The sequence below is a fragment of the Paenibacillus xylanivorans genome (assembly GCF_001280595.1).
In the GTDB taxonomy this organism is placed as follows: Bacteria; Bacillota; Bacilli; order Paenibacillales; family Paenibacillaceae; genus Paenibacillus; species Paenibacillus xylanivorans.
Genome location: NZ_LITU01000005.1, coordinates 17,345 through 41,772 on the forward strand (window position 1 = coordinate 17,345; position 24,428 = coordinate 41,772).

Consider the following 24,428-nt stretch of genomic DNA (forward strand, 5'->3'; position numbering starts at 1 on the left):
CAGCACTGTGGCCGTCAGGGCAGCGGCGCGTGCACGAGCGTCGCTGTGCCACAAACGGCACAGCAGCAGCGTGCCGAGCAGCGCAGCTGCCCATGCCCCGGCCAGTGCCAACAGGCCGGGCACGGGTGCAGGCGCCAGCTGGGCAGCAGCCAGCTGGCGGTAGAGCCAGGCCGCGCACGCCAGGGGCGCGGCCATGGCCAGCAGCAGCGGCAGGCGGGCACCGCGCCGCTGCAAAGCGAAGGCGGCGACCGCGGCGCAGCCGGTCGCCAGCCAGGCGCCGCGCGACTCGCTCAGCAGGAGCGCGGCTTGCGCGGGCATGAGCGGCAGCACTGCCGCGATGAGCCGCCCGGCCGACAGTGGCCGGGCCATGGCGCGTGCGGCGGCAGCCAGCCGCTCCAATGCGTACATGCCGGCAACGGCGCCGTACGCATTGGGGTACTGCAACAATCCGCCGAGCCGGGCTCCGGCGGAGCTGATCTCGGGGTCAGCGGTTCGCATGACCCCATAAGGCAGCGGCAGCACACCGCACGCGGCAAGCACTCCGCTTAGCACAAGCAGGCCGCCTGCCATTTGCCAGCCGCAGACAAACCATCGCGCTCCGTTCGCGCGCGAAGCCAGCATCGCTGTTAGCAACGCAAATATAGCCAGCAAGCTCCAGCGCAGCATCTCATCCAAGCTTCCCTGTACGCTGACAGAGCCCGTCCATGCATGCAGGCCAAACCAAACTGCCAGAGCCAAGGGCCAAAGCATCCATCGGAGATGAGCGTACTGCATAATAACCACATACAATCGTTTGAGGTAATCCAACCACTGAGCAATCCCTAGGTGCCCACTCGTCTTCGGTGCATTGAAGCACATCATGAATAGGATAAACCAAATAAGTGCACTGCCTGATGCCATCAGCACTATGGGGTATACGTCCGTAAAATAAAACAATCCCCTACGTAGACAGCCTGCTAACAGTAAAACGACTAAGATTACACCAAGCACTACCGTTAATGCTGGCTCTGATAATCGGGAAAACGTCATCCCCTGATTTGCTCGGTCCAACTGTTCCACCTTGTCCATGCTGTACCAATCATCTGACTTACCCCACTTAACCTTTTTATCCGATTTTGCTTCCTCCATACGTCCACCTCCTTTCTCACATCATCGTATTCATCAAAATTCCAACTAAAAACAAAAAAGACAGAAGCTCCCGTTAGGGTCTTCTGCCTGATTACATGCCTCTGGCACCTTATGTTGTTTTCACGGGACCCTCTTACCAGTATGTCCCGTCAAGGACGATGGCAGACGATCTGCATCAACTATTCAACAGTGATCACAGTTGCTAGGATCTGGGGTGACATCTTGGATAGATTCCCCATTTGAATTCTCTTGGCTCGCATCTGCCCCATCGTTCGGCACAGCTTCTTTCAGCTTGCCCCCACCTGGAAGCAAGTCCGCACAAGCTCGCTCCAAATAAGGATCTGCGTGAATGAAATCACGGAATGCGGTATATTCGTTCCACATGTCAGCAGTCTGCCCAGCCTGGCCTCGTACTGCACGGATTAATATATTTTTTGGCGTATGCTCCATATCGATAAATTCCAGCAGCTGCGTTTTGTATCCCATCAGATCCAGCAGCTTCGCCCGGATGGCATCCGTTGCTAGTGCGGAGAAACGTTCCTTCAGAATACCGTGTGACAACAACGGATTCATCACGTTGGATTCAATCTGGTCAAACAGCTCGTGCTGACAGCACGGTACAGATAGAATGACGGAAGCCCCCCAACGAACGGCCTTCTCCAAAGCTGCATCGGTAGCTGTATCGCAGGCGTGCAGAGTCACGACCATATCCACTTCATTCAGCTCGTCATAGTCAGCGATGTCTCCAACAAGGAACTTCAGATCACCGTAATGCAATTTGTTTGCCAGATCATTGCAGTGTTCAATAACATTGGCTTTTAAGTCCAAACCAATAATCTTGAGCGATCTGCGCTGCTGTACAGACAAATAGTGATATAAAGCAAAGGTCAGATAAGACTTCCCACACCCGAAATCAACAATGGTAAGTGGACGGCCCTCCGGCAGATGCGGGATGACATCCTGTACCATTTCGAGGAAACGGTTGATCTGTCTAAACTTGTCGTACTTGCGAGCCAAAACGCGGCCTTCCTCGCTCATAATCCCCAGCTCGACCAGGAACGAAACGGGAACTCCATCTTCCAGCACATATTGCTTTTTGCGATTATGCGAGAGGTCCACCGCCGTCTTGGAAGGCGACTTGGTCAAGATGGACACTTTATATTTTTTGCTGATCAAAATTTGATAGTCTGCGTCTGTAGTACAGAGCAGACCTTGACGAAACGTCTCTTCGCATAGCAAAGTCATGCGCTCTGCCGCTTCATCCGGAGTCAAATTCTCGTGCAGCACTTTGTTGGTATAATGAAATGCGAATTGATAATGAAGCTGATTCTTGAGCGTTACCGGCTTGACTTGCACTTTCGTATACGAGACATTGTCCCGTCTGCGCAGCTGGCTCCAGGTCGCTGTAATCAGCGAATTCTGTTCAAAGATGTCTTGTATAAGCTTTCGCAATGAATCCACGGGGGTACATCTCACTTTCGGTTTGGTTTGGTCAACCGTTACCATAACACAATTCCGTTCCCTCTCCAAGTTAACGTCCTATTCATCGGTTTAACGGTTCAGCTCGGCAAGCCCCTCTTCCACTTCCTCACGAGGCAAGCCACCTTGTTGCAACTGCTCATCTTCCAGTTGTCTTAACCTTTCATAGAAAGCCTGTACCTCACCCCGATACTGAATAGGATGGCTGTCGTCTACCTGCAGCAGTCTGTACCAGCTATTCTCAGCCTGATCATAACGCCCCTGCTGTTCACGATACAGGGCAAGCTGCTTTTCCGTTCGTGCCGGAAGTTCGTATTGTTTCGTCTGCTTCAATATTCCCTCCACACGATCTGGTGCATCCAGCAGCTTCGGATTAGCCCCATTATTCAGTGCGTACAGGTAAAAATGAAGTGATCTCATCAGACGAATAAGTGCTTCATTCTCTGACTCTATTTTTTCCTGGTCATCTATGCCCTCTACTTTGGCCTTTTCATTATAAATGTACGCCTCTTCTTCGATCAGCCTGGCGGCTTGTTGCAGATTGTCCACTTCAATAACGCCGCGAAAACGGAACATTTCAATGACATCTTCGGCCGGCAGTGAGTTCAGCAGAGATAAATTCAAACCAAACTGCCTACGTAGGAGCTCGTCCAACTCAGACAGAGCCTCCGTGTGTTTTCGCTGTTGTTTGAGTGTAAATACTTTGCCGATCGCTTCTGTCATTTCCTCCATCATGCGGAGCAGATAATCTTTCCTGAACATGCTATGTGCCCCCTCATCGTTCGATCGTGTACATCCAGTTTCACTTGAGTGATCCATTCTCATCATTTTAATTCATGCCATGACAAAAAGCCAAAACATGGTCTATGGCTCGTCCTATGCTCTGGCCCTGAACAAATAAAACCCCTGCCGTTCTTGAGCGAACGTTGCAGGGGTTTAGCAAGGTACCGACGCTCCGCCAAGGAGGCGAAATCATCTGATACTCTATTCATGTTCCATTATTACTTCGATAATCCCGTCAAAAATTGTTTAATGACCTGAATTAATTCTTCCGGAGCTTCATACATGCTCATATGTCCTGCTCCAGGAATCACGGCTTGTGTAATATGTGGCTTGTCACTTGTGAATGTACGTTCCGGCGGAATGACGGCATCCTTCTCTCCGGCAACCAGCAGGACGGGAAGCGGTGTAGCTGACAATACATCACGACGGTCCGGTCGTTCCCGCATAGCCAGTGCAGCTCCAGTTGCCCCTTGTGGTGCAGTCTGGTAACCAATTTCCTTCACACGAGTCACTTGCGTCGATAGCGATTCTACATGTTCTTGTGCAAACAAACCGGGAACCAGCCCATCTACAAAGTGAACAATGCCTTCCGTCTGAATGGTGGATACTGCACGAAGGCGTTTTTCTTTGCCTTCTTCACTATCCGGATACGCTGTGGAATGAATCAAGCCGAAGGCATTCAATCGTTCTGGGTGGCGCTGTGCGATAGAAAGTGCGATATATCCGCCCATGGAGTGACCGAGCAGGAAAGCCTTGTCCACCTTTAGCTCGTCCATTAATTGCAATACGTCATTGCCCATCTGATCAATGGTATAACTACCTACAGGTGCGTCCGTTTTGCCGTGTCCACGCAGATCGGGTACGATGCAGCGATAGCTGCGTGCAAGCTCAGGCACTACTTCATCCCAGTAGGATGAACTGCCGCAGTATCCGTGGAGCAAAATGAGTGCTTCTCCCTTACCCTGTTCGGCATAACAAATCGTCGTTCCGTCACACATCACTTTTTCCATATAAATCCCTCTCTCTGCGCGAATTAAATTAATTCAAGTTGTATATTATTAAGCCTGCATATCATTAATGAAACGTTTATCTGTATTTCACTGCTTCGGCGACCGCCTCAGCAATCGTTCGGGACATGCCCATAACAAAATGAAGCGAGGTCATCTGTAGAATGGAATAAGGTCTCGGTCCATTGGCATTCACTACAGCAGCCACGCTGTAATGACCAACTGGCGGCAGCTTTCCGCCAACCGATTTTGCCGGAATAAGTGGATGTTCCGCAAGATAGTATGTACCTGTTGCCTGTTTTGGACCCAGACAAGCATCTATGGCGATGATGACATGATGTGACGGGACAAGCGCCAACCTCTTCTCCAGCGTATCAGCATCACAAGGAGAAGCCAGAGTCCCTACAACGTGATTCACTCCATACTCCTGCAGTAGACTGCCTGTCAGTGGGCCCAGTGCATCTCCGGTGGAACGGTCCGTCCCGATACAGACAAAGGTGATTGCATCCAGTGAATGAAGCTTATAGATGTGCTTGAAAAATAATACCAAGTCTTCTCCGTGCACATTTTTGCGGGCTTCCCTACTTTGATGCCTAACCAATTCCCGCTTATATGTTGCCAATCTATTTACCTCCTTTACACATGTACTCCCTACCTGAGGCTCTATTGTTGTATTCCTCATTTTACCCGATGCTTCGTTACGCCGCAAAAGCATTGGCCTGGGCCTGTCCAATCATGATACAATGACAACAGTTTCCGATACGGAAGGGATGGACATAACAATGGATTTAACGCAAGCAAGCCCAGCCAACATGGAATATATGATTGAAGCGATCAAAACGAAGCTGCGGATGGCCAGTGGAGCTGCAATGCAGGCTTCGGCTTTTCCACTCGACAAGTATGAAGATCTGTTTGACCTGTATGAGATGGTTCTGGGCAAGGAACATCTCAGTATTTCTGAAGTGGAAGCTGTCGCTTCCGAACTGGGTAACCTCCGCAAATCTTAGGGCGACATTGTTCTTGGACATTTGAGCGGCTCTTTTATGAAGGTATCCAAAGCAACCCGTACAAAGAGGACCTGTCTTCCACATCAGAGTGGAAACAGGTCCTCTTTCGGTTGTTTTTTCGTTAAGGCAAATCCACCAATACAAATTCAGCAGTCTCGCTGCCTGTACCTGTAATTTGCAGATCACAGCTTTTACGGATTCGTGCAGCGTCACCCGGCTTGAGATTGAAGTTGCCATCTGAACATACAATCTCAATATGACCACTAATCAGGAAAAGATGTGTACGCCTATCTTCATGTTGAGGGTACATTAATTTTTTACCGGATTCCAGATGGGATAGATAGCAAGTTACATCCTGTGAAATAGGCAATGCTCCCTCAGCTCCTTCTCCCCCTTGTCCCGATACAATCGGACAAAGACGATTCAAATGCTCCTGAGCCTCCACACGACGATTGGTATACGATGGCTTCAGCATGCGCTGGGATGGCAAAAACCACATTTGTAAAAAGCGTACAGCTTCATCCTCGGAGGGGTTAGTCTCCGAATGCTCGACACCGGTACCCGCACTCATGACCTGAACCGTTCCCGGTTCCAACAGTTGCTCTGTTCCCATGCTGTCCGTATGTTTCAACGTACCTGAAATCACATAACTAACAATCTCCAAGTCATGATGTGGATGTCGCTTAAAGCCTTCCTGCGGCATCAGTGTGTTGTCATTATGAGCCAAAAGACAACCAAAATGGGCATTGCTTGGATCATCATAGTCCGCAAAGGAAAAGCTGAATTCACTGTGTATCCAACCTCGATCCGACGTGTGCCTTTCTTCCGATGTCACTACTTTAATCATGTTCATCCACCTCCAAGGGTTTAGAACTGCCACACTTTCGTAACAGTTCATGCGTGTATATTTAGAATTCTATAGATCAATACCAGTTGGTATGTCATCTTTACCCGTGGTCCGAGAATTCTAATCACGCCCCTTGCTTATGGTTATACGCTTTCTTCAGGTGAGTGAAGCTTGAATTCGCTGTCTGCCCGCCCCACGACTTTACCCGCGTCGTTCCGAATATCAGGTGGATATACTTCTGCCAGTCGTTCGATAGTTTTCCTATTGCTATACCCAATCTGTTCCAGAATAGATTGGGCAATAAAGGCCCATTCTTCTTCCGAACCGTCAAGCACTTTGAACGTAATTCCAAGACGTTCCTTTTTCAGGGCAAAACCAAACACACCCTTGAAACCGCCCTTGGCTACTATGTTACTGTCTTCAAGCAGCACGGAATCCACACGCTGCGTTCCTCCAACCATTAGCGGATATTCGTTCATGGCTCCAGTAATGGTTTCTACCGCGGAGCGTGTAGATAGATCTTCGATCAGATCCGGGCAAGCCAGCTTCAGATATGCGTTCGACAATGCCGACAACGGCAACGAAAATACCGGAAAGCCGCAGCCATCCGTCCCAAGTTTAATCTCTTTCTCTTCAATACCTGCCATATAAGCCATGGTCTCCAGAATTTCACGCTGTACCGGATGTTCTGGTTCTGCATAACTACCCAAATCAGCCTGTTTCATCTGAGTGTACGCGAGAATGCCCAGATGTTTACCGGAACAGTTGTGGAGGATACGACGCTTCTCTCCTTGAGCACGCAGCCATTGATTCCGGCTTTCTTCATTTAGGGGATAACTTGGTGCACATATGAGGCGTTCTTCTCCCAATCCTATCTTGCTTTCCAACTGCTCCAGCACCTGAATATGCATCGGTTCCGATCGGTGCGAGGAAGACATGATCGCAATCTCCTGAGCTGTCAGGTTATAATGCCCGGCAATACCGGCCCGAATTCCCGGAATGGCCTGAAAAGGTTTGGCAGATGAACGGGTAAACGCTCTAAAATGAGGATCGCCAGCTGAATATACAACCTTGCCGTTCTCATCCGTAATGCTTATGTGTCCGTAATGGGCGCATTCCATAACGCCCGCACGGTATTCTTTAATTAACAGGGCACTCTCCATGCGAGTTCTCTCCTTTATACTCCCGAATTCATCTCTGCTTTGCGTCACGACGCCGCATGGGATATCTTAAATAGTATAGTACAAAAGCGACGTTTTTACAGTTTTTTCGACAGACATTTCGGGTAATCCTTTATCAATCTTTATCTACCTACTACCATCACTGAAGGAGATACTCATTTATGCAGCGCAAAACGCATTCATCCTCATCCGGCTTAATTCGCAAAACTTCAGTACGTCCACTGCTCAACTGGGCTGGTGTTGGAATTATAGCCAGCGTTTCAGTCGTCTTCTTACTGGCGGCTCTGGGAGCGTTGCTTGGTACCGATGCTATCCTTTCAATGGATGAGCGTATCCAGCAGCTGTTCTATCTGAACTCGGATTCACGTATTTATCTGTTGCCCTTCATTTCATTCATTACTGCGCTCGGTTCTTTCAATCTTTCTGCCATAGCAGCTATCGGTTTTTCAATTCCTTTCTTGCTGCAGCGTCGTCCCCGTTTCCTCATATATGGATATGCGTTACTCAGCAGTTTTGCCATGATGTGGATTCTCAACACCTTATTGAAGGAAATTTTCAGGCGCAGCAGACCTGAACTGGAACATCTGCTGGTCGTTCATGGATATAGTTATCCAAGCGGTCATGCGATGATCTCGATGGGGTTTTATGGAATGATCTTTGTCATCTGGGCGATTGAACGTCATCAACGGTTGTCTGGAATCGCTCTGCCTGTCCTTTGCGGAATTGCGTTTATAGTCCTGGTCGGCCTCAGTCGTATCATGCTGGGTGTACATTTTCCAACCGATGTTTTCACCGGATTTGCTGCCGGACTGGCTTGGATCTTCTGCATGATTAAAGGGATTAAACGTTCCGTCTGAATTGTATTATCCTACAATTTCCATACCATTTCTCCCCACGTTGATTGTTTCACCTGGAAGCACGGCGTTTATATACGAAGTAAGCAAACGCGAACAGACAACATCCTACATCAAGCATAAAGGAGGCGGTTGTTATGTGGGGTATTATCATCAGCATTGTGATGGCAGTCATTATTGGTGTAATCGGTGATGCACTTGCCGGTCATAACATGCCTGGAGGAATCATCGGTGCAATGATTGCCGGATTTGTCGGAGCCTGGCTAGGAGCACTTTTGCTTGGTAACTGGGGGCCGGTCATCGGTAACTTCGCCGTAATTCCTGCCATCATTGGAACAGCGCTCTTTGTCTTCTTGCTGGGGCTTGTGTCCAGACTGTTCAGACAGGCTGCCTGATCGGTTTACAAGGTGTTCGTTGTTTCGTATCTGTTTTTTAAATTTGAAGAAGGAGTGATTTGACATGAATAAAGCAGAAGAACAATATCCTGTACAAAGCGGTTCCACTTTCGCCAAAGGCATTTTCATCGGAGGTTTGCTGGGTGCTGCAGCAGCGCTGCTCTTTGCCCCTAAACCAGGACGCGAATTGCGTGGTGACCTTTCCGAGAAAGTGGGGATCGTTACGGATCGCACGAAAGAAGTTGCAGCGGTTGTGGGTGATAAAGCTTCCGAACTGGCTAAAACGGTCTCTTCCAAAACTTCTGATATTGCAAAAACGGTAAATCAAGGACGCAATGACGTCATGGATTCCGTGAGAAAAGCTTCCGCTGATGTGGCGAATGAAGCGACCAAAGCATCAGAAGAAGTGGCTGCTGCTTCTGTAGAAGCCAAGGAAGATGCACGTAAAGAAATAAACTCGACCAGCCTGTAAGGCTTGTGATTGAGTGACCAATAGCCAGCTGTATTCCAGCTGGCTATTTTTTATCCACACCGCGAGATTAAAGGAGGAAGAACATGAGTAAAGTCACAATGAACGGAAATACGCCCATTACCGGAGGAAAACCCGCACAACAGTATGATACCAGCGAACATCCTTTTGAATTGCGTCATGAGGTAAAGCGCCTGAACACAAGGCTGGATCAAATTGCTGACAGTCTGGAGAAATCTCAAATCAAGGATATTATCGAAAACTACAGTAGTCCCAAAAAACGCATCATTACCAATTTTACAGCGGGTATGGCACGTGGTTTGGGTTTGACCGTAGGGACCTTCGTTGTTCTTGGTCTGCTCGCCTTTATTCTCAGTCAATTCGTGAATATGCCGATTGTGGGACAATATATTGCTGACTTGCTGGGATACATCGAAGATTATAAAAAATAAAGGAAGCCTGTGATGCTTCCAAAGTCATTGCCTTCGTTTACCAATGCCACGCTTCTCTGTTTCTTTGACTGACGGCTGGGAGGACTTTACTTTGAGCAGATCCCCTGTCCAGCCTTTCATCATCATCCATACATACATGCCGACCATGCTAATGATGATAAGTGCAAGGACTAGTACAACACCCCAGGTTTTGTCGATCCAAGGCAGATTCTCGAAGTTCATTCCCCATATGGCTCCAGCAGCGGTTGCGGGCGTGAATACCGAGGTAACGAGTGTCAGCGTCTTCATGATCTCATTGCCACGAACCCCTGAAATGGCATTATCAATAGAAATAAGCGTATCAATCTCTTTCTCATAGTGTTTAAACAAACGCTCCATACGTTCGATCCGGTGATGAAGCTGCTGGAAAAAACGATTCTCTTTCAATTCATCCAGGTAGGCTTCTCTGGCGGCGGCCATCAACTCAGAATACGGAATAAACAGGTTACTCCAATACAACAGTTCAAATCTGGCCGCAAGGATCTGATCCATCAGCGTGCGTGCATTGCGGGATTCCATCGTCCGTTCCAAATCCCTCAGATTCATCTCAAAATGATCCATACCCACATGGTAATAATGCAATATGGCCCGAAAGAGCACAAACATGCCGTCTCGTGCTTCACTGCATTGTTGTAACATCGCTGCACGCTCACCTGTATTCATAATACCTCTGGTATTGTCATCTATGTTCAAGGTAACCAGTCTTTCTTGATCCACATAGAAAAACATCTGATTATCTTTACGTTGATCGTTTCTTTCATTCTTAACTGCATATAATAATGACCCGAATATCACGGGTTCCGTACCGTTCATGAAGCGGACGGACAGGTAGTTGGACTCTACCTCCGGTATTTTGCGAAGCCAGTACTGCATTTCTGGAAATGTGCTCGTTAGTTCCTCCAAGGCGCCAGCCATACTCTCCTGATCCGGTGCCACCCAATCCCACCATTCCCAATGGTCTGAGTAGGTGACCTTGTCCCGACGCGCTTCCAGCTTGACTTTGTCCACAATCACAAACATCCACTCCTGCATTCATACTGTTCATTAGGAAATCACTGATCCCCAAAAAAGGACACGTATGCATTCCATTGGAATCACGTGTCCTTCTCTATGCCGTGCTTAATATCATCACCAATCTGCATCTCATAACAATGAAGCATTCGACATAATCTGCTTTAATTTCTCAGTGGCTCGCTTCTGGATGCGGGATACACTCATTTGGGAGACTCCCAGTTTCTGAGCAATTGCCCGCTGCGACTGACCATCCTGAAATGCCAAAATAAGCACCTTTTGTTCCTGTTCCTTCAACTGTCCCAATGCCTGCTGCAAGTCCATCCGCTTCTCAACCGAATCGAAGTCATTCACATCAGAACTGATCAGTTCGCCCAATGTGGCTGCACTCTCATCCTGTGATAGCGGAGAATCCAGTGACACATAGTGGTAACATTCCCGACCAGCCAAGACTTCGATGGTTTCCTCAGGGGTTAAATCCAGGTATTCTGCAATCTCGTTCACACCTGGTGAACGCTCCAGCTTCACTGTCAATTCATCAATGGCATGCTGGACAAGTGCTCCCTTTTCCTTAATCCTGCGAGGCACCTGAATATACCAGGACTTGTCCCTTAAATAATTTTTCATATGACCGATCATGCTCTTCATGGCATAAGGTTCAAACGGAATACCCAGATTGATATCGTATTGCTTAAGCAAACGAATTAGGGCCATCTGCCCGGTCTGATACAAATCTTCATACAGATCGGGTCGATTCCGCGCAATTTTACCTGCTGCCATCTTCACCATCGGTTCATATTTGCGGATAAGAACTGTTGCAATTTCGTTATCCTGGGTCTGCTGGTATTCCCAGATCAAACCTATTGCTTCAGACATGGACTCTGGGGGAGTCACTTTTTCATTCATACTTTCTCCTCACTTCTTGCAAGACGTTTTACGAGTACTACTTTCGTACCTTTGCCCGTCTCACTTTCCACACTGACATCGTCCATCAGAGCTTGCATCAGGTAAAATCCAAGTCCACCGATTTGGGCATCAGTCAGCTCTGTGTCGTGAAGGCCTGCACGGGATACCGCCGGGTTAATGTTCTCAAAGCTGGCACCTTCATCTTTGACGGTAATGGCCAACGTGTCACTATCCACTTCGAACACAACCTCAACCATGCCGCCTTCGTGTGAGTAAGCATACAGTACAGAGTTATTACAGGCCTCGGATACAGCAACCTTCATATCCTCAATGTCCTCATAAGAAAATCCCATTTTGGACGCAACACCATATAGATTGAGTCTTACAATATCAACGTAATCAGCTGTCGCCGGTAAATTAAGGGTGACTCTTTGAACTTCTGCATTCATTCCTTTTTCGATCCTTTCCTATTGGGAATTCTTCTGTGAGACAAAGAATTTGGCAATACCCGTCATATCAAAAAGTTTCTGAATTTGCGCAGGAACTTCCTGTACTTCAAAGCGAGCTTCCATTCCATGCCGTGCTTTCAGAACAGATAACAGGATACCAATCCCTGTACTATCGATGTACTTCAAGTCTTGCATGTTAATGATCAAATCTTGTTCCTTGTTGTCCACGAGCGGCTCCATCACCAAACGGAATTCAGGAGCAACCGACAAATCCAGTTCGCCAGTCAGATACACCGTGCACACGCCGTCATGTGTTTCTGTTCTTGCATTGAATTTTTCATTTTTATTTGTATTCATTAGACATCTCTCTCCTGATCAATGGTTTCTTTACCTAATAACCCATCTTCAGCACATATGAAACAGGAATCGAATTAGCAAATATTTCAATTGGCCTGATTTATCGCCGATGCGTCGGATTTGAACACTTGCCTTTCTTCTTGAAATCGGGACAACTTCTGTTTCACATTGCCCATTTTCACAGGTTTACTGATGTAATCGTCCATACCTACAGTGGAACATCTCTGCTGAATACCATCCATGACATTGGCGGTCATCGCTACAATAACCGGCTGCTGGTCTTGAGGGAGACTCTCACGAATTCTGCGAGTACACTCCAACCCATCCATCACGGGCATTTGTAAATCCATAAATATATAATCATAATTGCGGTTCCCCAAAACCATATCCAATGCCTTCTTACCATCTTCGGCGATATCTGCGATGAGTCCAAGCTTGCTCAGCATGATGGACATTAGTTTCTGATTAATAGGGTGATCATCGACGATTAATACGCTTGGATGCATTTCATAATTTTTCATATCCGTAAGCTGATCTTCCCCAATACCTGTCTTAAGCTCAGTCTCGATATACCGCTGCGCCTGAATGGTGAATACAAACGTAGCACCACGCAGTTCCGACGTATCCAAATATATCTGTCCACCCATCATTTCAACGAGCGTTTTACATATAGCCAGTCCCAGACCGGTTCCACCATACTTGCGCGTCATGGACGTATCCAGTTGGGAAAACGGCTGGAAAAGGCGGTCGACTTTGTCTAGAGCTATACCTATTCCTGTATCTTTTACCGCAAACTCCAGCGTCATTCGCCCGTCTTTTTCCTCATTAACGGATACGATCAGATACACGCCGCCATGGTCCGTAAACTTGATCGCATTGGCAATGAGATTCAGCAAAACCTGACGTAGCCTTGCCATATCTCCATAGATCAATTCAGGAACCGAATCTTCAAGGAAATATTCCAGCTCAATATTCTTTTTGCCGGCTTCTGCCGCGAATAGTCTCAGTACTTCACGAATACAGGAAACAAGTTCGAATGGATGCTCTTCCAGCTCCATTTTTCCGGATTCCATCTTGGTGAAATCAAGAATATCATTAATCACCGTAACAAGTGCATCCGCACTGCGACGTACAATATCCGCGTATTCCTTCTGATCTTCCTTCAGATCCGTTTCCATCAACAGATCAACCATACCAATGACGCCATTCATTGGCGTGCGAATCTCGTGACTCATCATGGCAAGGAACTCGGTCTTGGCGTTCGCAGCGATTTCCGCTTCCTCTTTGGCCTGAATGAGCTGCTGATTCATCTTCTCCAATTCCTGCGTCTTCTGGTGCAGAAGCATGGTCTGTGTTTTCAAACGTTTATTCGTGATAAACATTTCCACAAAACCCTCGATTTTGGACTTCAAAATCTGAGGGATAAACGGTTTGACCATGTAATCAATGGCTCCGGCGGAATAACCTGCAAATAAGTGCTCGGCCTCTCTGCTATTTGCAGAGATGAAAATGATCGGCACGTCCTTGGACTTGTCACGCGCCTTGATTAATTTTGCTGTCTCAATACCGTCCATACCAGGCATCTGCACATCAAGCACAATGACCGCAAATTCGTCTTTCAGCAAACAACGAAGTGCCTCTTCTCCTGAGGTTGCCTTGACGAGCTTGTACTGTTCCGATTCCAGAACCGCTTCGAGAGCGAGCAGGTTCTCGGGGCGGTCATCTACCAATAATATGTGGATTGGTTCATTGAGCCCCATGACTAAGCCTAACCCCCTATTTAATCTTCCGGTATATTTTTTCATTCCGGTCTAATGGCTCGTAGGCATCGCTGAATTCCGTAAAATGTATCGATTCTTTAGAACCCAGAACAAGGATGCCAAAGTGGCTCAAACTTTCATGAAAAAGTCCGTGTACATGGTTCCGCAGTTCATCATTGAAATAAATCATGACATTGCGGCAAAAAATCACATTAAACTCGTTAAATGAACGGTCTGTTGCCAGATTATGCTCGGCAAAAATAATGTTTTTCCGTAGATAAGGATGGAATATAACGGAATTATATTTCGCTGTGTAATACTCCGAGAATGCACGGGTGCCCCCGGCTTCAAGGTAATTGGTAGTATATAGTTTCATTTTATCAATGCCATATACGCCTTCCTTGGCCTGCTGCAATGAGCGATCATTCATATCTGTCGCATATATTCTTGCCTTGTCGTACAGTCCTTCCTCGTGCAGCATAATCGCCATGGAATAGACTTCTTCCCCTGTAGAACAGCCTGCATGCCATATTCGGATGTACGGATATGTTCTTAATATCGGAATAATCTGTTCGCGAAACATTCGGAAAAGCGTAGGATCACGAAACATTTCCGTCACGGGAATGGACAAGTTCTGTACAAAACGATCAAACGCAGAACGGTCATGCAGCACTCGCTCTTGTAAACCGGAAATGGTCTTAACGCCTTCGGCATGTGCATAGTGCCAGATTCTGCGTTTTAATGAAGGCAACGCATAGTTTCTAAAATCATATCCATATAAACGGTGCATACCTTCCAACAGCAACTCGATCTCGATCAGTTCACGCTCTTCGTCTTGCGGCATGCGGATCGATTCTGCCTCCGCCTCGGTAGGTTCCCACGGTGTCATATTTTCTCTCCACTTCTTCATTTGTTACTTGCGTTGTAGATGTATTGTCTTTCATTACCCAAACTATCGGGTTACGAATACAACCATACCCGCATTAAGGATAATAATTGATCTGTTTGGATCGGTTTTTTCACATAATCGGATGCTCCAGCCTCAATACACTTGCCACGATCATCTTTCATCGCTTTTGCGGTTAAGGCGATAATTGGCAACTTTTCGAACTTCGGTATTTGTCTGATCCGCGTCATGGCCTCATAACCATCCATTTCCGGCATCATCATGTCCATTAAGACCAGATCAATTTCCGGGTCCTTATCCAGAATCTCCAGTGCTTCACGGCCGTTCTCTGCAAATGTCACATCCATCCGATAACCTTCGAGCACGCTTGAGAGTGCAAATACATTACGGATGTCGTCATCCACAAGCAATATTTTCTTACCTTCAAATAAAGTTTCCTTGTTATGCAGTTTCTGCAGAATTCGACGCTTATCTTCCGGCAGGTTGGCTTCTACTCGGTGCAGGAACAAGGTCGTCTCATCGAGCAGACGTTCAGGTGACTTCACGTCCTTGATGATAATGGACTCCGCATATTTGCGAAGCTTCATCTCTTCTTTACTGTCCAGCTCTTTGCCTGTATAAATAATGATCGGCAGATCATTCAAATATTGATCGTCCCGAATCTGGTCAAGCAATTCGAATCCGGTCATATCTGTCAGCATCAAATCCAGTACCATGCAGTCATAGCGTTGACTGTGCAATTCATTCAAGGCCTCACTGCCGGTGGAAACTGCTGTGATTGCAACATCATCGTGGCCAATCAGTTCAATAATTGCTTTCCGCTGTATTTCATCATCTTCCACAATCAACAGACGTTTCAATTGATTCTCTGTATAGGATTCGATATGCGAGAAAGCTTTATCCAGCGAATCTTTACTGGAAGGTTTCTTCAGATATGCAATGGCTCCCATCATCAAACCTTGTTTCATATCATCTATTACCGAAATAACATGTACCGGGATATGACGTGTCGCTGAGCTGCCTTTCAGTTCGCCCAGAATTGCCCAGCCATCCATGACAGGCAACTGAATATCAAGGATAATCGCATCCGGCAAATATTGACGGGCCATTTCGAGTCCTTTGTCTCCCTGAAGCGCCACAATAGCCTTAAATCCTCTGCCTCTCGCCATATCCATCAAAATATGCGCAAAATTCACATCATCCTCAATGATGAGGAGAATTTTGTCGCCCTCCATCAGATTCATCTGATCATCTTCCAGCTGTGCAAGTACAGGTGAGTCGGATTGAGGCATCTCCATGAACGAATTGCTATCCGGATCCGGTGTGAGGATCGTCTGTCTACCCGAACGCATGGTCCACGTGTCTCTTGCAGACTTTTCGATCTCAGAAGAAGCAGCAGCTTCTGTCATAGCTTCGTCCACCTGAATTTCTTCATCGTGATTATCCGGCAGGAACAGAGTAAAGCAGCTGCCCACACCTTCGGAGGATTCTACCTGAATGGCGCCACCAAGCAGGCGGGCAAGTTCGCGACTTATAGACAACCCTAAGCCCGTTCCACCATATTTGCGGCTGGTTGTGCCATCCACCTGCTGGAATGCTTCAAAGATTAGATCCGTTTTGTCCGAAGGAATTCCGATCCCGGTATCCTTCACGGTAAAGCCTACATATTCCTGATTCGTATTTAGGTACCCAGGAAGCTCTTCAATTTTCATCTTTCGTCCAATCAGGCTTACAGATCCCCGGTTGGTAAACTTGAACGCGTTCGACAACAGATTTCGCAAAATCTGCTTGACGCGATGGCTGTCGGTATATACCCATTCCGGCAAATTGCTGTCGAACTCAATGTTCAAACTAAGTTCTTTTTTATTCGCCATTGGGCCAAAATTCTGTTGAACAAAGCTGGTCAGTTCTTCCATGCGAACCGTCTCATAGTTGATATCCATTTTGCCCGCATCCACCTTGGACAGATCCAAAATTTCATCAATCATTTTCAGCAGATCAGCACCGGACATATAGATCGTTTGGGCATATTCCTGCTGTTTAACACTCAGATTTCTATCCTTGTTCTCAGATAACAGTTGGGACAGAATCAAAAGACTGTTAAGTGGTGTACGCAGTTCATGCGACATATTTGCCAAAAATTCCGATTTGTACTTGCTCGTCATCGACAATTGCATGGCTTGCTGTTCCAACTGTGTTTTCGTTTTCTCAATCTCGTCGTTCTTCTCTTCCACTTCACGGACTTGCTCTTCCAAAGCTCGTGTTTTGGCAATCAGTTCGGTATTGAAGTGCTCCAATTCTTCCTGTTGACGCTGAAGGAGCTCTTCCGAACGTTTAAGGGCCCCCGTCTGCTCTTCCAGATTTTCATTGGAACGACGCAATTCTTCTTGCTGGGTCTGAAGTTCTTCAGATTGAACCTGTAATTCCTCCGTAAGCGCCTGGGATTCACGCAGCAGTTCTTCCACCCGCAAACGGCGACGAACGTTGTTGAGAATGACACCAAGATTCATAATCAGCTGCGAGAACAGCTGTGTATGCAGATTTGTGAACCCTTCAAACGAAGCCAGTTCAACAACACCAATTAATTCATCCTCAAATACGACAGGATAGATCATCACACCAGATGCACGCGATGATCCCGTTGCTGATCCAATATTCACATAATCCTCCGGAGTTTTCCCCAGGATTATTGGAGTCATATCCAATGCGGCTTGTCCAATTAATCCCTCTCCGATACGGTAGACCTCTTTGCCAACATCTTCATTCTCTTCAAACGCATAAGCACCATAACGTCTCAGTTCGTCCGGATGTTTCTCTTCATCGATCAGATATACGACGCCCAGTTGAGCTCCAAGTACAGGCGTAAATTCACTGATAAACATCTGTGAGATCTGGCGAATCGAGCCAATACCTCGCAGCAATTCCGGAACTCTGGCTATGTTGGAACTCATCCAGTTCTGATCTTGCTGTGCTTGTAAATAAGCTTTCTCGACTTCCAGTTTCTCCTCCAAATCATTGGAGACATCCTTGAACACACTGGCAATCTGTCCAATCTCGTCGGTGGACTTCACCTGTATACGACGAATGGTTCGATATCGACCTTTACCAAAACTGGTAATCATCATCGACACCGTATTCAGACCACGCGTAATACTAGGCAGTACCCACATAATAACCCCGAGAGCAAGTAGTAGCCCCGCAATCATGATGCCTACTGTAATCTGAACTGCCCGTGTATATGCTGCGTTAGCAGCCTTAATTTCGCTATCAATCTCCTGATCCTGAAAACGGGAGAGTGCATTTAGACTGTCTACAGCTTCCTTTTGCACAGCAAGACCTGTTGAATTCCTGTAGCTGTTTCCATCTTCCGCACGTCCTTGAGACATCAAGCTGAGCTGTCTGGCGGCATAAGAATTATAAGAATTCCAAGCCACATTCACACGGTCAACCAATTGATGCTCCGACGCACTGTCAGCCCGTTCACGAACTTCCTTAAGGTAACTTTCTCCCCGTTCCTGCATTTCCTTAAGCTCATTTTCTGCAGTGCCGGTTGAGTTATTCGGGTTAAGCAACAAGTTAGCCAGCACTTTCGCGATATCATTAACCTCTCCACGTACGGACGAGGTGTATCTAACCTTTAAATATCGCTCCTGATACATTTGGTCAACCTGTTTATTGCTGCTGTTCAGCCGTTCGTAGCTCACAAACGTAAGCACGATCAATATGGCCATCAGAGCGGTAAAGCCAATCAGCAGTTTATTTCTGATTTTCATTCAGCTTCGACCCCTTTATTTAAGGTAATCCACACCAAACATTTATCATCATCCCGCTCTTGCGGAATTTCATCATCAAAAAACAATGCCTGCATGGCCGCTTCATCCCACTGGTGGGAGCCCGCCAGTTGTTCCTTCAGAAATGCCTGCTGCATTTCCTGATCTCCCTGAACAGCTTCGGTTAAACCATCCGTATAAAGCGCAATGTGCCCGTCGCCTTCATAGTGAATCGTCTGTGGTTCAATGTCCATCTTGTCGAACAGACCTACAGGACAGCAGACGCTGTCAAACGTTGTCACACTTCCGTCGTGACGGAAAAAGAGTGCTGGCGGATGACCTGCATTAACATAATCAATACGCTTCATTCGTGTATCAACTACCAGATATATCGCTGTAAAATAGTACTGCACCAACTGTTTTTCCAGATGCAGCTGATTAAAGCGACGATTCAGCTCCTGAATAACCTTCTCCGGGTCTACATACGTTGTAACGGTGTCTTTCAGCACGGAAGCAATAAACATGGTAAATAGTGATGAAGATATCCCATGCCCCATCATATCCAGCAGCAGGACCCCATATCTGCCTTCACCAAGCGGGTACCACGAATACAGATCACCCGCGAGTTCAAACGAAGGTTTGTACATGGCATTAACGTGAAACAACGGATCTTCAATAGCAGGGCTTAACACGGCATTCTGTACCATCGCCGCAAGTTTCAGCTCATCCTGAATCCGCTGATCACGCTCTTTATGCCAGTCCTTTTCTTGCTTCAGACGAAGCGCAAGACGGATTCTCGCCATCAGTTCCACTTTATTGATTGGTTTGGTCACGTAATCAGATGCCCCTGCATCCAACGCCTCGGCCAATTTCTTGGAATCTCCGATCGCGGTTACCATAATAATAGGTATATCTTTGAGATTTTCAAATTTCTGCACAATACTGCATGCTTCGATTCCATCCATTTCCGGCATCATCATATCTAGCAAAATCAAGTCAATATCCGACGGTCTGGGACGAAGTTCATTCTTTTCCTCCCCAATCCCTAGAACTTCAAACATCTCCATGGCAGAACTTGCCGTTACAATGTCACGATAGTTTTCTTTTTTCAGAATTTCTCGAATGATAATGACATTCGTCGGATTGTCGTCAACAATAAGTATTCTCATTTCTATCTCCTTATCTGTGGCGTCCGGGTTTGTCGATTCTTATCAGGTCTGCTAACAACCTTAATTATACAAATTTCGCGTTCAAGACAGCGGTAGACATAATAATTCCTAGTCTAACTATAATCGTATTATCAAAAAACTTCTATCAGTAAATGGCACCATCGCAGGAGAATTCCCTCGCTTGTCACCCTGTTTTTGCTGCGTTCTGATCCCGCTTCCAAACTTGCAAAAACATAGATAAGGAATGGGGATATCCCCATTCCTTATCTATGTTTTTGGTTAAGCATTTTGCATCCTCAACTGTAAAGCTCCTTTGATTCAAGCAAAATACTCAATTCTGAAGCTTGTCCATTTTCAGAAGGCTCCAGCTTACGTGTGTATCGGCTAAGCTATTCTTTCTTTTTGGCAATCACAAGCACTTTGCCTTTATCGAGTTCACTCTCATAAAAATCTGCCTCAGCTTCGGTGAAGCCCATCGAAACAATTTTGGCCCGGAGTTCATCACCACGGGAGCGGAACAGATTCGCAAAGGAATCAAATACGCCTTCTTCCTTGATGCCAATCTCTTTGGCATCTGCCGTATCGGCAATCCGATCTGTACGATCCTTTTCATGGGCTAGAACGAAGATATGATCAGCAAGGTATCCGGTAATCTGCAATTCTTTCACCGCTTCTACCGCTTGGACTCCGTTTTCTACCACTTTTGCATAAGCTTGCGCATTGGTTGAATTCATCGTTTCCACTCTCCTCTGATTGATCTTCTTTATCGAGCTACTTAGTATATAACCATGTAATAATGGGTTGAAACGCTTCTGAATTAACCAATCCTAGGAAACCGATTCATCAAAGAGGTCTATTCCTTCAATATGATTGGAGCCTGCCTTCATATAAACTTTTAGCGCCTGATTTCCACGAAGGTATACTTCTCCATCCTCTGCTACATAATACGGCTTGCCCAAAGCATCTCGAATGGCCTCAATGTTCATATCAATCCATTCCTGATTCAGCTTCAGACGTTTCTCGGATGAATCAATATGCACATAATTGACCACTCCTGTATCTTCGCAGAGCCCCACCGTTACATCTTTGAATTCATACTCCGGACAACCCAGATAGGGGTCATGTTCCTTATGAGCCGGTTGACCTTTATTGGCTAAAATATCATCGATGCTGTCATCCAGAGAAATGTCATTCAGAGTCCGGAAATGCTGGACAGGTCCGGATCGATCAGCAGCCAGAACCATCTCTGGTGTTTCCTCTTTCGCTACCGTCCATTGCATATCATGAGCAGCGGGTACCGCTGCCGGTTGAACGGAAAAGGGAGAAATTACGCTAAACATAACAAGCAGTAGTTTCATCATGATTCTCACCCTTTCTTCAGGTTCATCACCGCTCTGAAGACTTCTATTGATTACAAAACGGTCATGCTATTTCCGCATACGTTGCCATACATTAGCGGCTACATCCACATATTTCAGCCAGCTTTTCCCGCCTTTGGCATCATCATGATATGTAGCTTCATAGGATTGCAATGTTCGATCTGTCGGTGTAGCAGGCGGAGTCTGTACTACATTCGCCACTTCTGAATGTTTACTCTGCTCCGTGCTGCTGCGTTTTGTCTGAAACTTGGCCATCAGTGTGGATGATACCTGCTTTGCTGCTTCCGTCACTTCGTTCAGCACTTCCCCCAGATTTTGTACAGATTCCATAACGGGATCAATTTGTTTCATTTTGTGCTGCACATCAACGGTAATATCATTGGCATGCCTTACTGTCTGTTTTACTTCATAACTTAGCTCATCAATGGTCTTTTGAACTTCCTGCAGTGTCTGTGACACATTGTCCAGTGAACCCTGAGCAGACTTCAAGGTACGAATTAAAAAGAATACGAGTACTGCAAATGCAATTGCAATTAATGCCACACTAATTTGATAGATCATAAAAGAACCTCACTTTCCAGTATAAATCGGTTTTGTTATTGCTTAGTTACCCGACCAATTCAGAGGCGAAACAAATAGGATATGAACAGTAAAAACAGCTCCACCTGGTAAAATATCGCAATGTTTCAACCCGAAAGGCCTCGGTTAAAGAACAACTACACACGGCAGTGAGACGAACACTTCTCGCTACCAAGTTCTATAAACGAAAGGATGATACCCATGTTGAAATGGTCGGTACTATTTCTAATTATTGCTCTTGTTGCAGGTATTTTCGGATTCTTCGGTATTGTTGAGGCAGCTGCTTCCATTGCCAAAGTACTCTTCTTCATCTTTGTTGTACTGTTCGTCATCTCCCTGATTACGGGACGTAGCCGAATGCGATGAATGGGGCTTCTTCCATTATGAACAGCAATCGAGACATACAAAAGCCTATCGCGCTTGCAAAAGCCGGTAGGCTTTTGTGCGTTCATAGCATCTTTTTTTGCAACAATTGCCCCCATGTACATTACGACTTATCTCTATTATGTATTACGCTCCCTTCTCGTCTATTCCATCGCTTCTCCCCGATTACATCATGAAAAACAGGACCATTAAGACATAGCCAACCCGATTTTCTCCCACCGAAGTATGATAAACATAGGCCCCCCTTATACCCACATATGCTCCCGTTGACACTGGAGAATCCAAGAAAATATTGTTATAATTTGTGATTCACAAGGGAGCTTGCTTGGTTACTTTTAACACAGGACAACAAACTACATACCTAACCGAGGAGGAAAAACAAATGAAAAAAATCGTAAGTTTTGCCGCTGCTCTGACTTTGATGGGTTCCATGGCTGCTGCCGCAGGTGCGGAGGAAGCCGTTACCGGAACGGTAACTCCAGAAACAGGAACACAGGCAACCACAACAACGCCCGCTGTTGAAGTAAACAAACCTGCTGTAGACACTGTAGAAGGCACAGCTGAGACCGTAACTGGCACAACAGAAGACACAACGGGTACAGAAGGTACTTCAACGACCACTGAAACAACAACTCCAACAACGGACGGCAAAATGTTTGATGAGCCGGTTGTGAAAGCAGGAGATGAGGTTCTGGTCCCAACGATGCTGCTCAACCTTTTGGAGCGCACATGGTTCTATGACGCGCCTAATGGCAAGCCAATCGGTGCACTTGGTTCCCAAATCATCGATACAACAGGTGAAGTTGTAGATGGATTCGACGGAGGTCAGTGGGTACAAGTATATACGTGGAAAGGAAAAGCTTGGATCCACGTTGCTATTCAATAGTATCGTATAATCGTTCTAACGATAAGTAAAGAGGACAGCGCGCATGCAGCGGCTGTCCTCTTTTTCAATTCCAATGCGCTTATTACGGGTTTGTCTCTCCCGGTTTTAAGGGTTTCTCGTGCTTCCTTCTTCCATCTTCGGCTCCACATGCACATGTACATTCATAATATTATGTGAACGTTTCAAGCGCTCTTCGACCCGGTCACAGATCTGATGACCTTCGATCAAGCTCAGTCCTCCATCCACCTCAATAACCACATCCACCAGGACATGACTACCGTGCACACGCGCCTTCACGTCCTTGATCATTTCCACACCAGGAACCCGAGCCACAGATGATCTTAGGTCTGTCAGTTCTTTCTGATCAAATCCGTCTGTCAGACGATGTGTTGAATCCCGGAAGATCTCCCAAGCTGTCTTACAAATCAACAGACCTACAGCAATTGCAGCTACTTTGTCCAACCAAGGAAGGCCAAATTGTGCACCGATGATTCCGACCGCAGCCCCTATGCTGACCCAAGCATCCGAACGGTTATCTTTGGCTGCAGCCATCAGGGCCTGACTGTTAATTTGCTTGGCAAGACGATGATTATAACGATATACGCCCAGCATCACCAGCGCACAGACAACCGCAACCGCTGCTGACCACAGGTTTGGTGCTACAAAGTTCCCTTCATACCAGGAACGAACCGCTTCAACCAATACCTGCAGGCCAACCATGGCCATAATAAATGAAGCAATTAGGGCAGCGACCGTTTCCGCTCTAAAGTGACCATAGGCATGATCGGAATCAGGCGGCTTCTGGGAGATGCGAAGTCCGATCAATACAGCAACAGACGCAACAATATCTGTAAGGTTATTAAAACCATCCGCCAGCAAAGCGCTGGAAGCAAACAAATATCCGCAGATCAACTTAAAAGCAGACAAGACAATATAGGCCACAATACTGACCCAAGCCCCGCGCTCTCCTTTTCGTATTTCTTCATAGACGTTCAAACCGGGCGACACTCCTTTAACGTTTCGTATTACGGTTGTTCCATGTTAACAAATGCGTACCGTGTGGGTCTATAGAAACAGTGTTGCTAAGCTGCATTGCTGTAGGGAAGCCGAAACAAAGTTGCCAGACCGCAGGGCTGTAGGCGAAGAGAAAAAATGTTGGCCCAGTCAAAAAAGTGAAGGATTTCAGCATTTTATCAGGTTGCCCTTGTGGGGCTTTTGTAAAACGTATAA

At 46.5% G+C, this 24,428-nt stretch carries 25 protein-coding genes and 1 pseudogene; 7 read left to right on the forward strand and 19 right to left on the reverse strand.

What is annotated here, in order from left to right; genetic code table 11:
- The 5 genes and pseudogenes from AMS66_RS32605 to yyaC form a co-directional block, all read right to left on the reverse strand.
- A pseudogene (locus AMS66_RS32605) lies at positions 1–1,128 on the reverse strand (hypothetical protein); the annotation flags it as partial.
- Between the two features lie 183 nt (positions 1,129–1,311).
- The gene (locus tag AMS66_RS00470) at positions 1,312–2,589 is read right to left on the reverse strand and encodes a class I SAM-dependent methyltransferase (protein ID WP_082350503.1); all 1,278 of its coding nucleotides are present in this window, start codon (positions 2,587–2,589) and stop codon (positions 1,312–1,314) included.
- A gap of 90 nt (positions 2,590–2,679) precedes the next feature.
- Positions 2,680–3,369 (reverse strand): DUF6483 family protein, encoded by a 690-nt coding sequence (locus AMS66_RS00475; RefSeq protein ID WP_053778970.1) that lies wholly within the window; start codon positions 3,367–3,369, stop codon positions 2,680–2,682.
- 239 nt (positions 3,370–3,608) lie between these two features.
- A complete protein-coding gene (locus AMS66_RS00480; RefSeq protein ID WP_053778971.1) occupies positions 3,609–4,400 on the reverse strand; it encodes an alpha/beta fold hydrolase in 792 nt (263 codons plus the stop codon).
- A gap of 76 nt (positions 4,401–4,476) precedes the next feature.
- Entirely contained in the window at positions 4,477–5,019 is a 543-nt protein-coding gene (yyaC, locus tag AMS66_RS00485; RefSeq protein WP_236703052.1) for a spore protease YyaC, read from the reverse strand.
- Positions 5,020–5,179: 160 nt separating this feature from the next.
- Between yyaC and AMS66_RS00490 the strand changes: the two genes are divergently transcribed.
- Positions 5,180–5,404 carry a DUF1128 domain-containing protein gene (locus AMS66_RS00490; protein ID WP_053778972.1) on the forward strand — a complete coding sequence of 75 codons (225 nt, stop codon included), beginning with the start codon at positions 5,180–5,182 and terminating at the stop codon, positions 5,402–5,404.
- A 121-nt stretch (positions 5,405–5,525) separates the two neighbouring features.
- Here AMS66_RS00490 and AMS66_RS00495 read toward each other — a convergent pair whose 3' ends face one another.
- On the reverse strand, positions 5,526–6,251 hold the full coding sequence (locus AMS66_RS00495; RefSeq protein ID WP_053778973.1) for a pirin family protein: 726 nt from the start codon (positions 6,249–6,251) through the stop codon (positions 5,526–5,528).
- A 143-nt stretch (positions 6,252–6,394) separates the two neighbouring features.
- Entirely contained in the window at positions 6,395–7,414 is a 1,020-nt protein-coding gene (locus AMS66_RS00500) for an asparaginase (RefSeq protein WP_053778974.1), read from the reverse strand.
- A gap of 179 nt (positions 7,415–7,593) precedes the next feature.
- On the opposite strand from AMS66_RS00500, the gene AMS66_RS00505 reads away from it, so the two are divergent.
- From AMS66_RS00505 to AMS66_RS00520, 4 genes are all read left to right on the forward strand, one after another.
- The gene (locus tag AMS66_RS00505; protein ID WP_053778975.1) at positions 7,594–8,289 is read left to right on the forward strand and encodes a phosphatase PAP2 family protein; all 696 of its coding nucleotides are present in this window, start codon (positions 7,594–7,596) and stop codon (positions 8,287–8,289) included.
- Between the two features lie 134 nt (positions 8,290–8,423).
- Positions 8,424–8,681, forward strand: a complete 258-nt coding sequence (locus AMS66_RS00510; RefSeq protein WP_053778976.1) for a GlsB/YeaQ/YmgE family stress response membrane protein — start codon at positions 8,424–8,426, stop codon at positions 8,679–8,681.
- Between the two features lie 64 nt (positions 8,682–8,745).
- Positions 8,746–9,153 carry a YtxH domain-containing protein gene (locus AMS66_RS00515; protein WP_053778977.1) on the forward strand — a complete coding sequence of 136 codons (408 nt, stop codon included), beginning with the start codon at positions 8,746–8,748 and terminating at the stop codon, positions 9,151–9,153.
- 83 nt (positions 9,154–9,236) lie between these two features.
- The gene (locus AMS66_RS00520; protein ID WP_024631356.1) at positions 9,237–9,602 is read left to right on the forward strand and encodes a DUF5665 domain-containing protein; all 366 of its coding nucleotides are present in this window, start codon (positions 9,237–9,239) and stop codon (positions 9,600–9,602) included.
- A gap of 24 nt (positions 9,603–9,626) precedes the next feature.
- Here the strand turns inward: AMS66_RS00520 and AMS66_RS00525 are convergent, their stop codons facing one another.
- The 11 genes from AMS66_RS00525 to AMS66_RS00575 all read right to left on the reverse strand — a co-directional run bounded on the left by AMS66_RS00525 (position 9,627) and on the right by AMS66_RS00575 (position 21,910).
- Positions 9,627–10,655, reverse strand: a complete 1,029-nt coding sequence (locus tag AMS66_RS00525) for a magnesium transporter CorA family protein (RefSeq protein ID WP_236703054.1) — start codon at positions 10,653–10,655, stop codon at positions 9,627–9,629.
- Positions 10,656–10,784: 129 nt separating this feature from the next.
- Positions 10,785–11,558, reverse strand: coding sequence for a sigma-70 family RNA polymerase sigma factor (locus tag AMS66_RS00530; RefSeq protein ID WP_024631358.1), 774 nt, complete (start codon positions 11,556–11,558; stop codon positions 10,785–10,787).
- Positions 11,555–12,007, reverse strand: coding sequence for an anti-sigma B factor RsbW (rsbW, locus tag AMS66_RS00535; RefSeq protein ID WP_053778979.1), 453 nt, complete (start codon positions 12,005–12,007; stop codon positions 11,555–11,557). Before rsbW ends, AMS66_RS00530 begins: the two co-directional genes overlap by 4 nt.
- An 18-nt stretch (positions 12,008–12,025) precedes the next feature.
- Positions 12,026–12,364, reverse strand: a complete 339-nt coding sequence (locus AMS66_RS00540; protein WP_053778980.1) for an STAS domain-containing protein — start codon at positions 12,362–12,364, stop codon at positions 12,026–12,028.
- A gap of 86 nt (positions 12,365–12,450) precedes the next feature.
- Positions 12,451–14,124, reverse strand: coding sequence for a response regulator (locus AMS66_RS00545; RefSeq protein ID WP_053778981.1), 1,674 nt, complete (start codon positions 14,122–14,124; stop codon positions 12,451–12,453).
- Positions 14,125–14,140: 16 nt separating this feature from the next.
- The gene (locus tag AMS66_RS00550) at positions 14,141–15,013 is read right to left on the reverse strand and encodes a CheR family methyltransferase (RefSeq protein ID WP_053778982.1); all 873 of its coding nucleotides are present in this window, start codon (positions 15,011–15,013) and stop codon (positions 14,141–14,143) included.
- Between the two features lie 71 nt (positions 15,014–15,084).
- Positions 15,085–18,804 carry a response regulator gene (locus tag AMS66_RS00555; RefSeq protein ID WP_053778983.1) on the reverse strand — a complete coding sequence of 1,240 codons (3,720 nt, stop codon included), beginning with the start codon at positions 18,802–18,804 and terminating at the stop codon, positions 15,085–15,087.
- The gene (locus tag AMS66_RS00560; protein ID WP_144424374.1) at positions 18,801–19,970 is read right to left on the reverse strand and encodes a PP2C family protein-serine/threonine phosphatase; all 1,170 of its coding nucleotides are present in this window, start codon (positions 19,968–19,970) and stop codon (positions 18,801–18,803) included. Before AMS66_RS00560 ends, AMS66_RS00555 begins: the two co-directional genes overlap by 4 nt.
- Positions 19,971–20,359: 389 nt before the next feature.
- Positions 20,360–20,704: a general stress protein gene (locus AMS66_RS00565; RefSeq protein ID WP_053778984.1), complete on the reverse strand. Its 345-nt coding sequence runs from the start codon at positions 20,702–20,704 to the stop codon at positions 20,360–20,362.
- Positions 20,705–20,797: 93 nt separating this feature from the next.
- The gene (locus tag AMS66_RS00570; RefSeq protein WP_144424375.1) at positions 20,798–21,331 is read right to left on the reverse strand and encodes a hypothetical protein; all 534 of its coding nucleotides are present in this window, start codon (positions 21,329–21,331) and stop codon (positions 20,798–20,800) included.
- A 66-nt stretch (positions 21,332–21,397) separates the two neighbouring features.
- Positions 21,398–21,910: a DUF948 domain-containing protein gene (locus AMS66_RS00575; RefSeq protein ID WP_053778986.1), complete on the reverse strand. Its 513-nt coding sequence runs from the start codon at positions 21,908–21,910 to the stop codon at positions 21,398–21,400.
- A gap of 219 nt (positions 21,911–22,129) precedes the next feature.
- Here AMS66_RS00575 and AMS66_RS31465 point away from each other — a divergent pair, with 219 nt between their 5' ends.
- Together AMS66_RS31465 and AMS66_RS00580 are read left to right on the forward strand one after the other, a co-directional pair.
- Positions 22,130–22,294, forward strand: a complete 165-nt coding sequence (locus AMS66_RS31465; RefSeq protein ID WP_017692264.1) for a DUF1328 domain-containing protein — start codon at positions 22,130–22,132, stop codon at positions 22,292–22,294.
- Between the two features lie 400 nt (positions 22,295–22,694).
- Positions 22,695–23,198, forward strand: a complete 504-nt coding sequence (locus AMS66_RS00580; protein ID WP_053778987.1) for a hypothetical protein — start codon at positions 22,695–22,697, stop codon at positions 23,196–23,198.
- A gap of 105 nt (positions 23,199–23,303) precedes the next feature.
- Here the strand turns inward: AMS66_RS00580 and AMS66_RS00585 are convergent, their stop codons facing one another.
- Positions 23,304–24,194 (reverse strand): cation diffusion facilitator family transporter, encoded by an 891-nt coding sequence (locus AMS66_RS00585; protein ID WP_053778988.1) that lies wholly within the window; start codon positions 24,192–24,194, stop codon positions 23,304–23,306.
- Positions 24,195–24,428 lie beyond the last annotated feature (234 nt).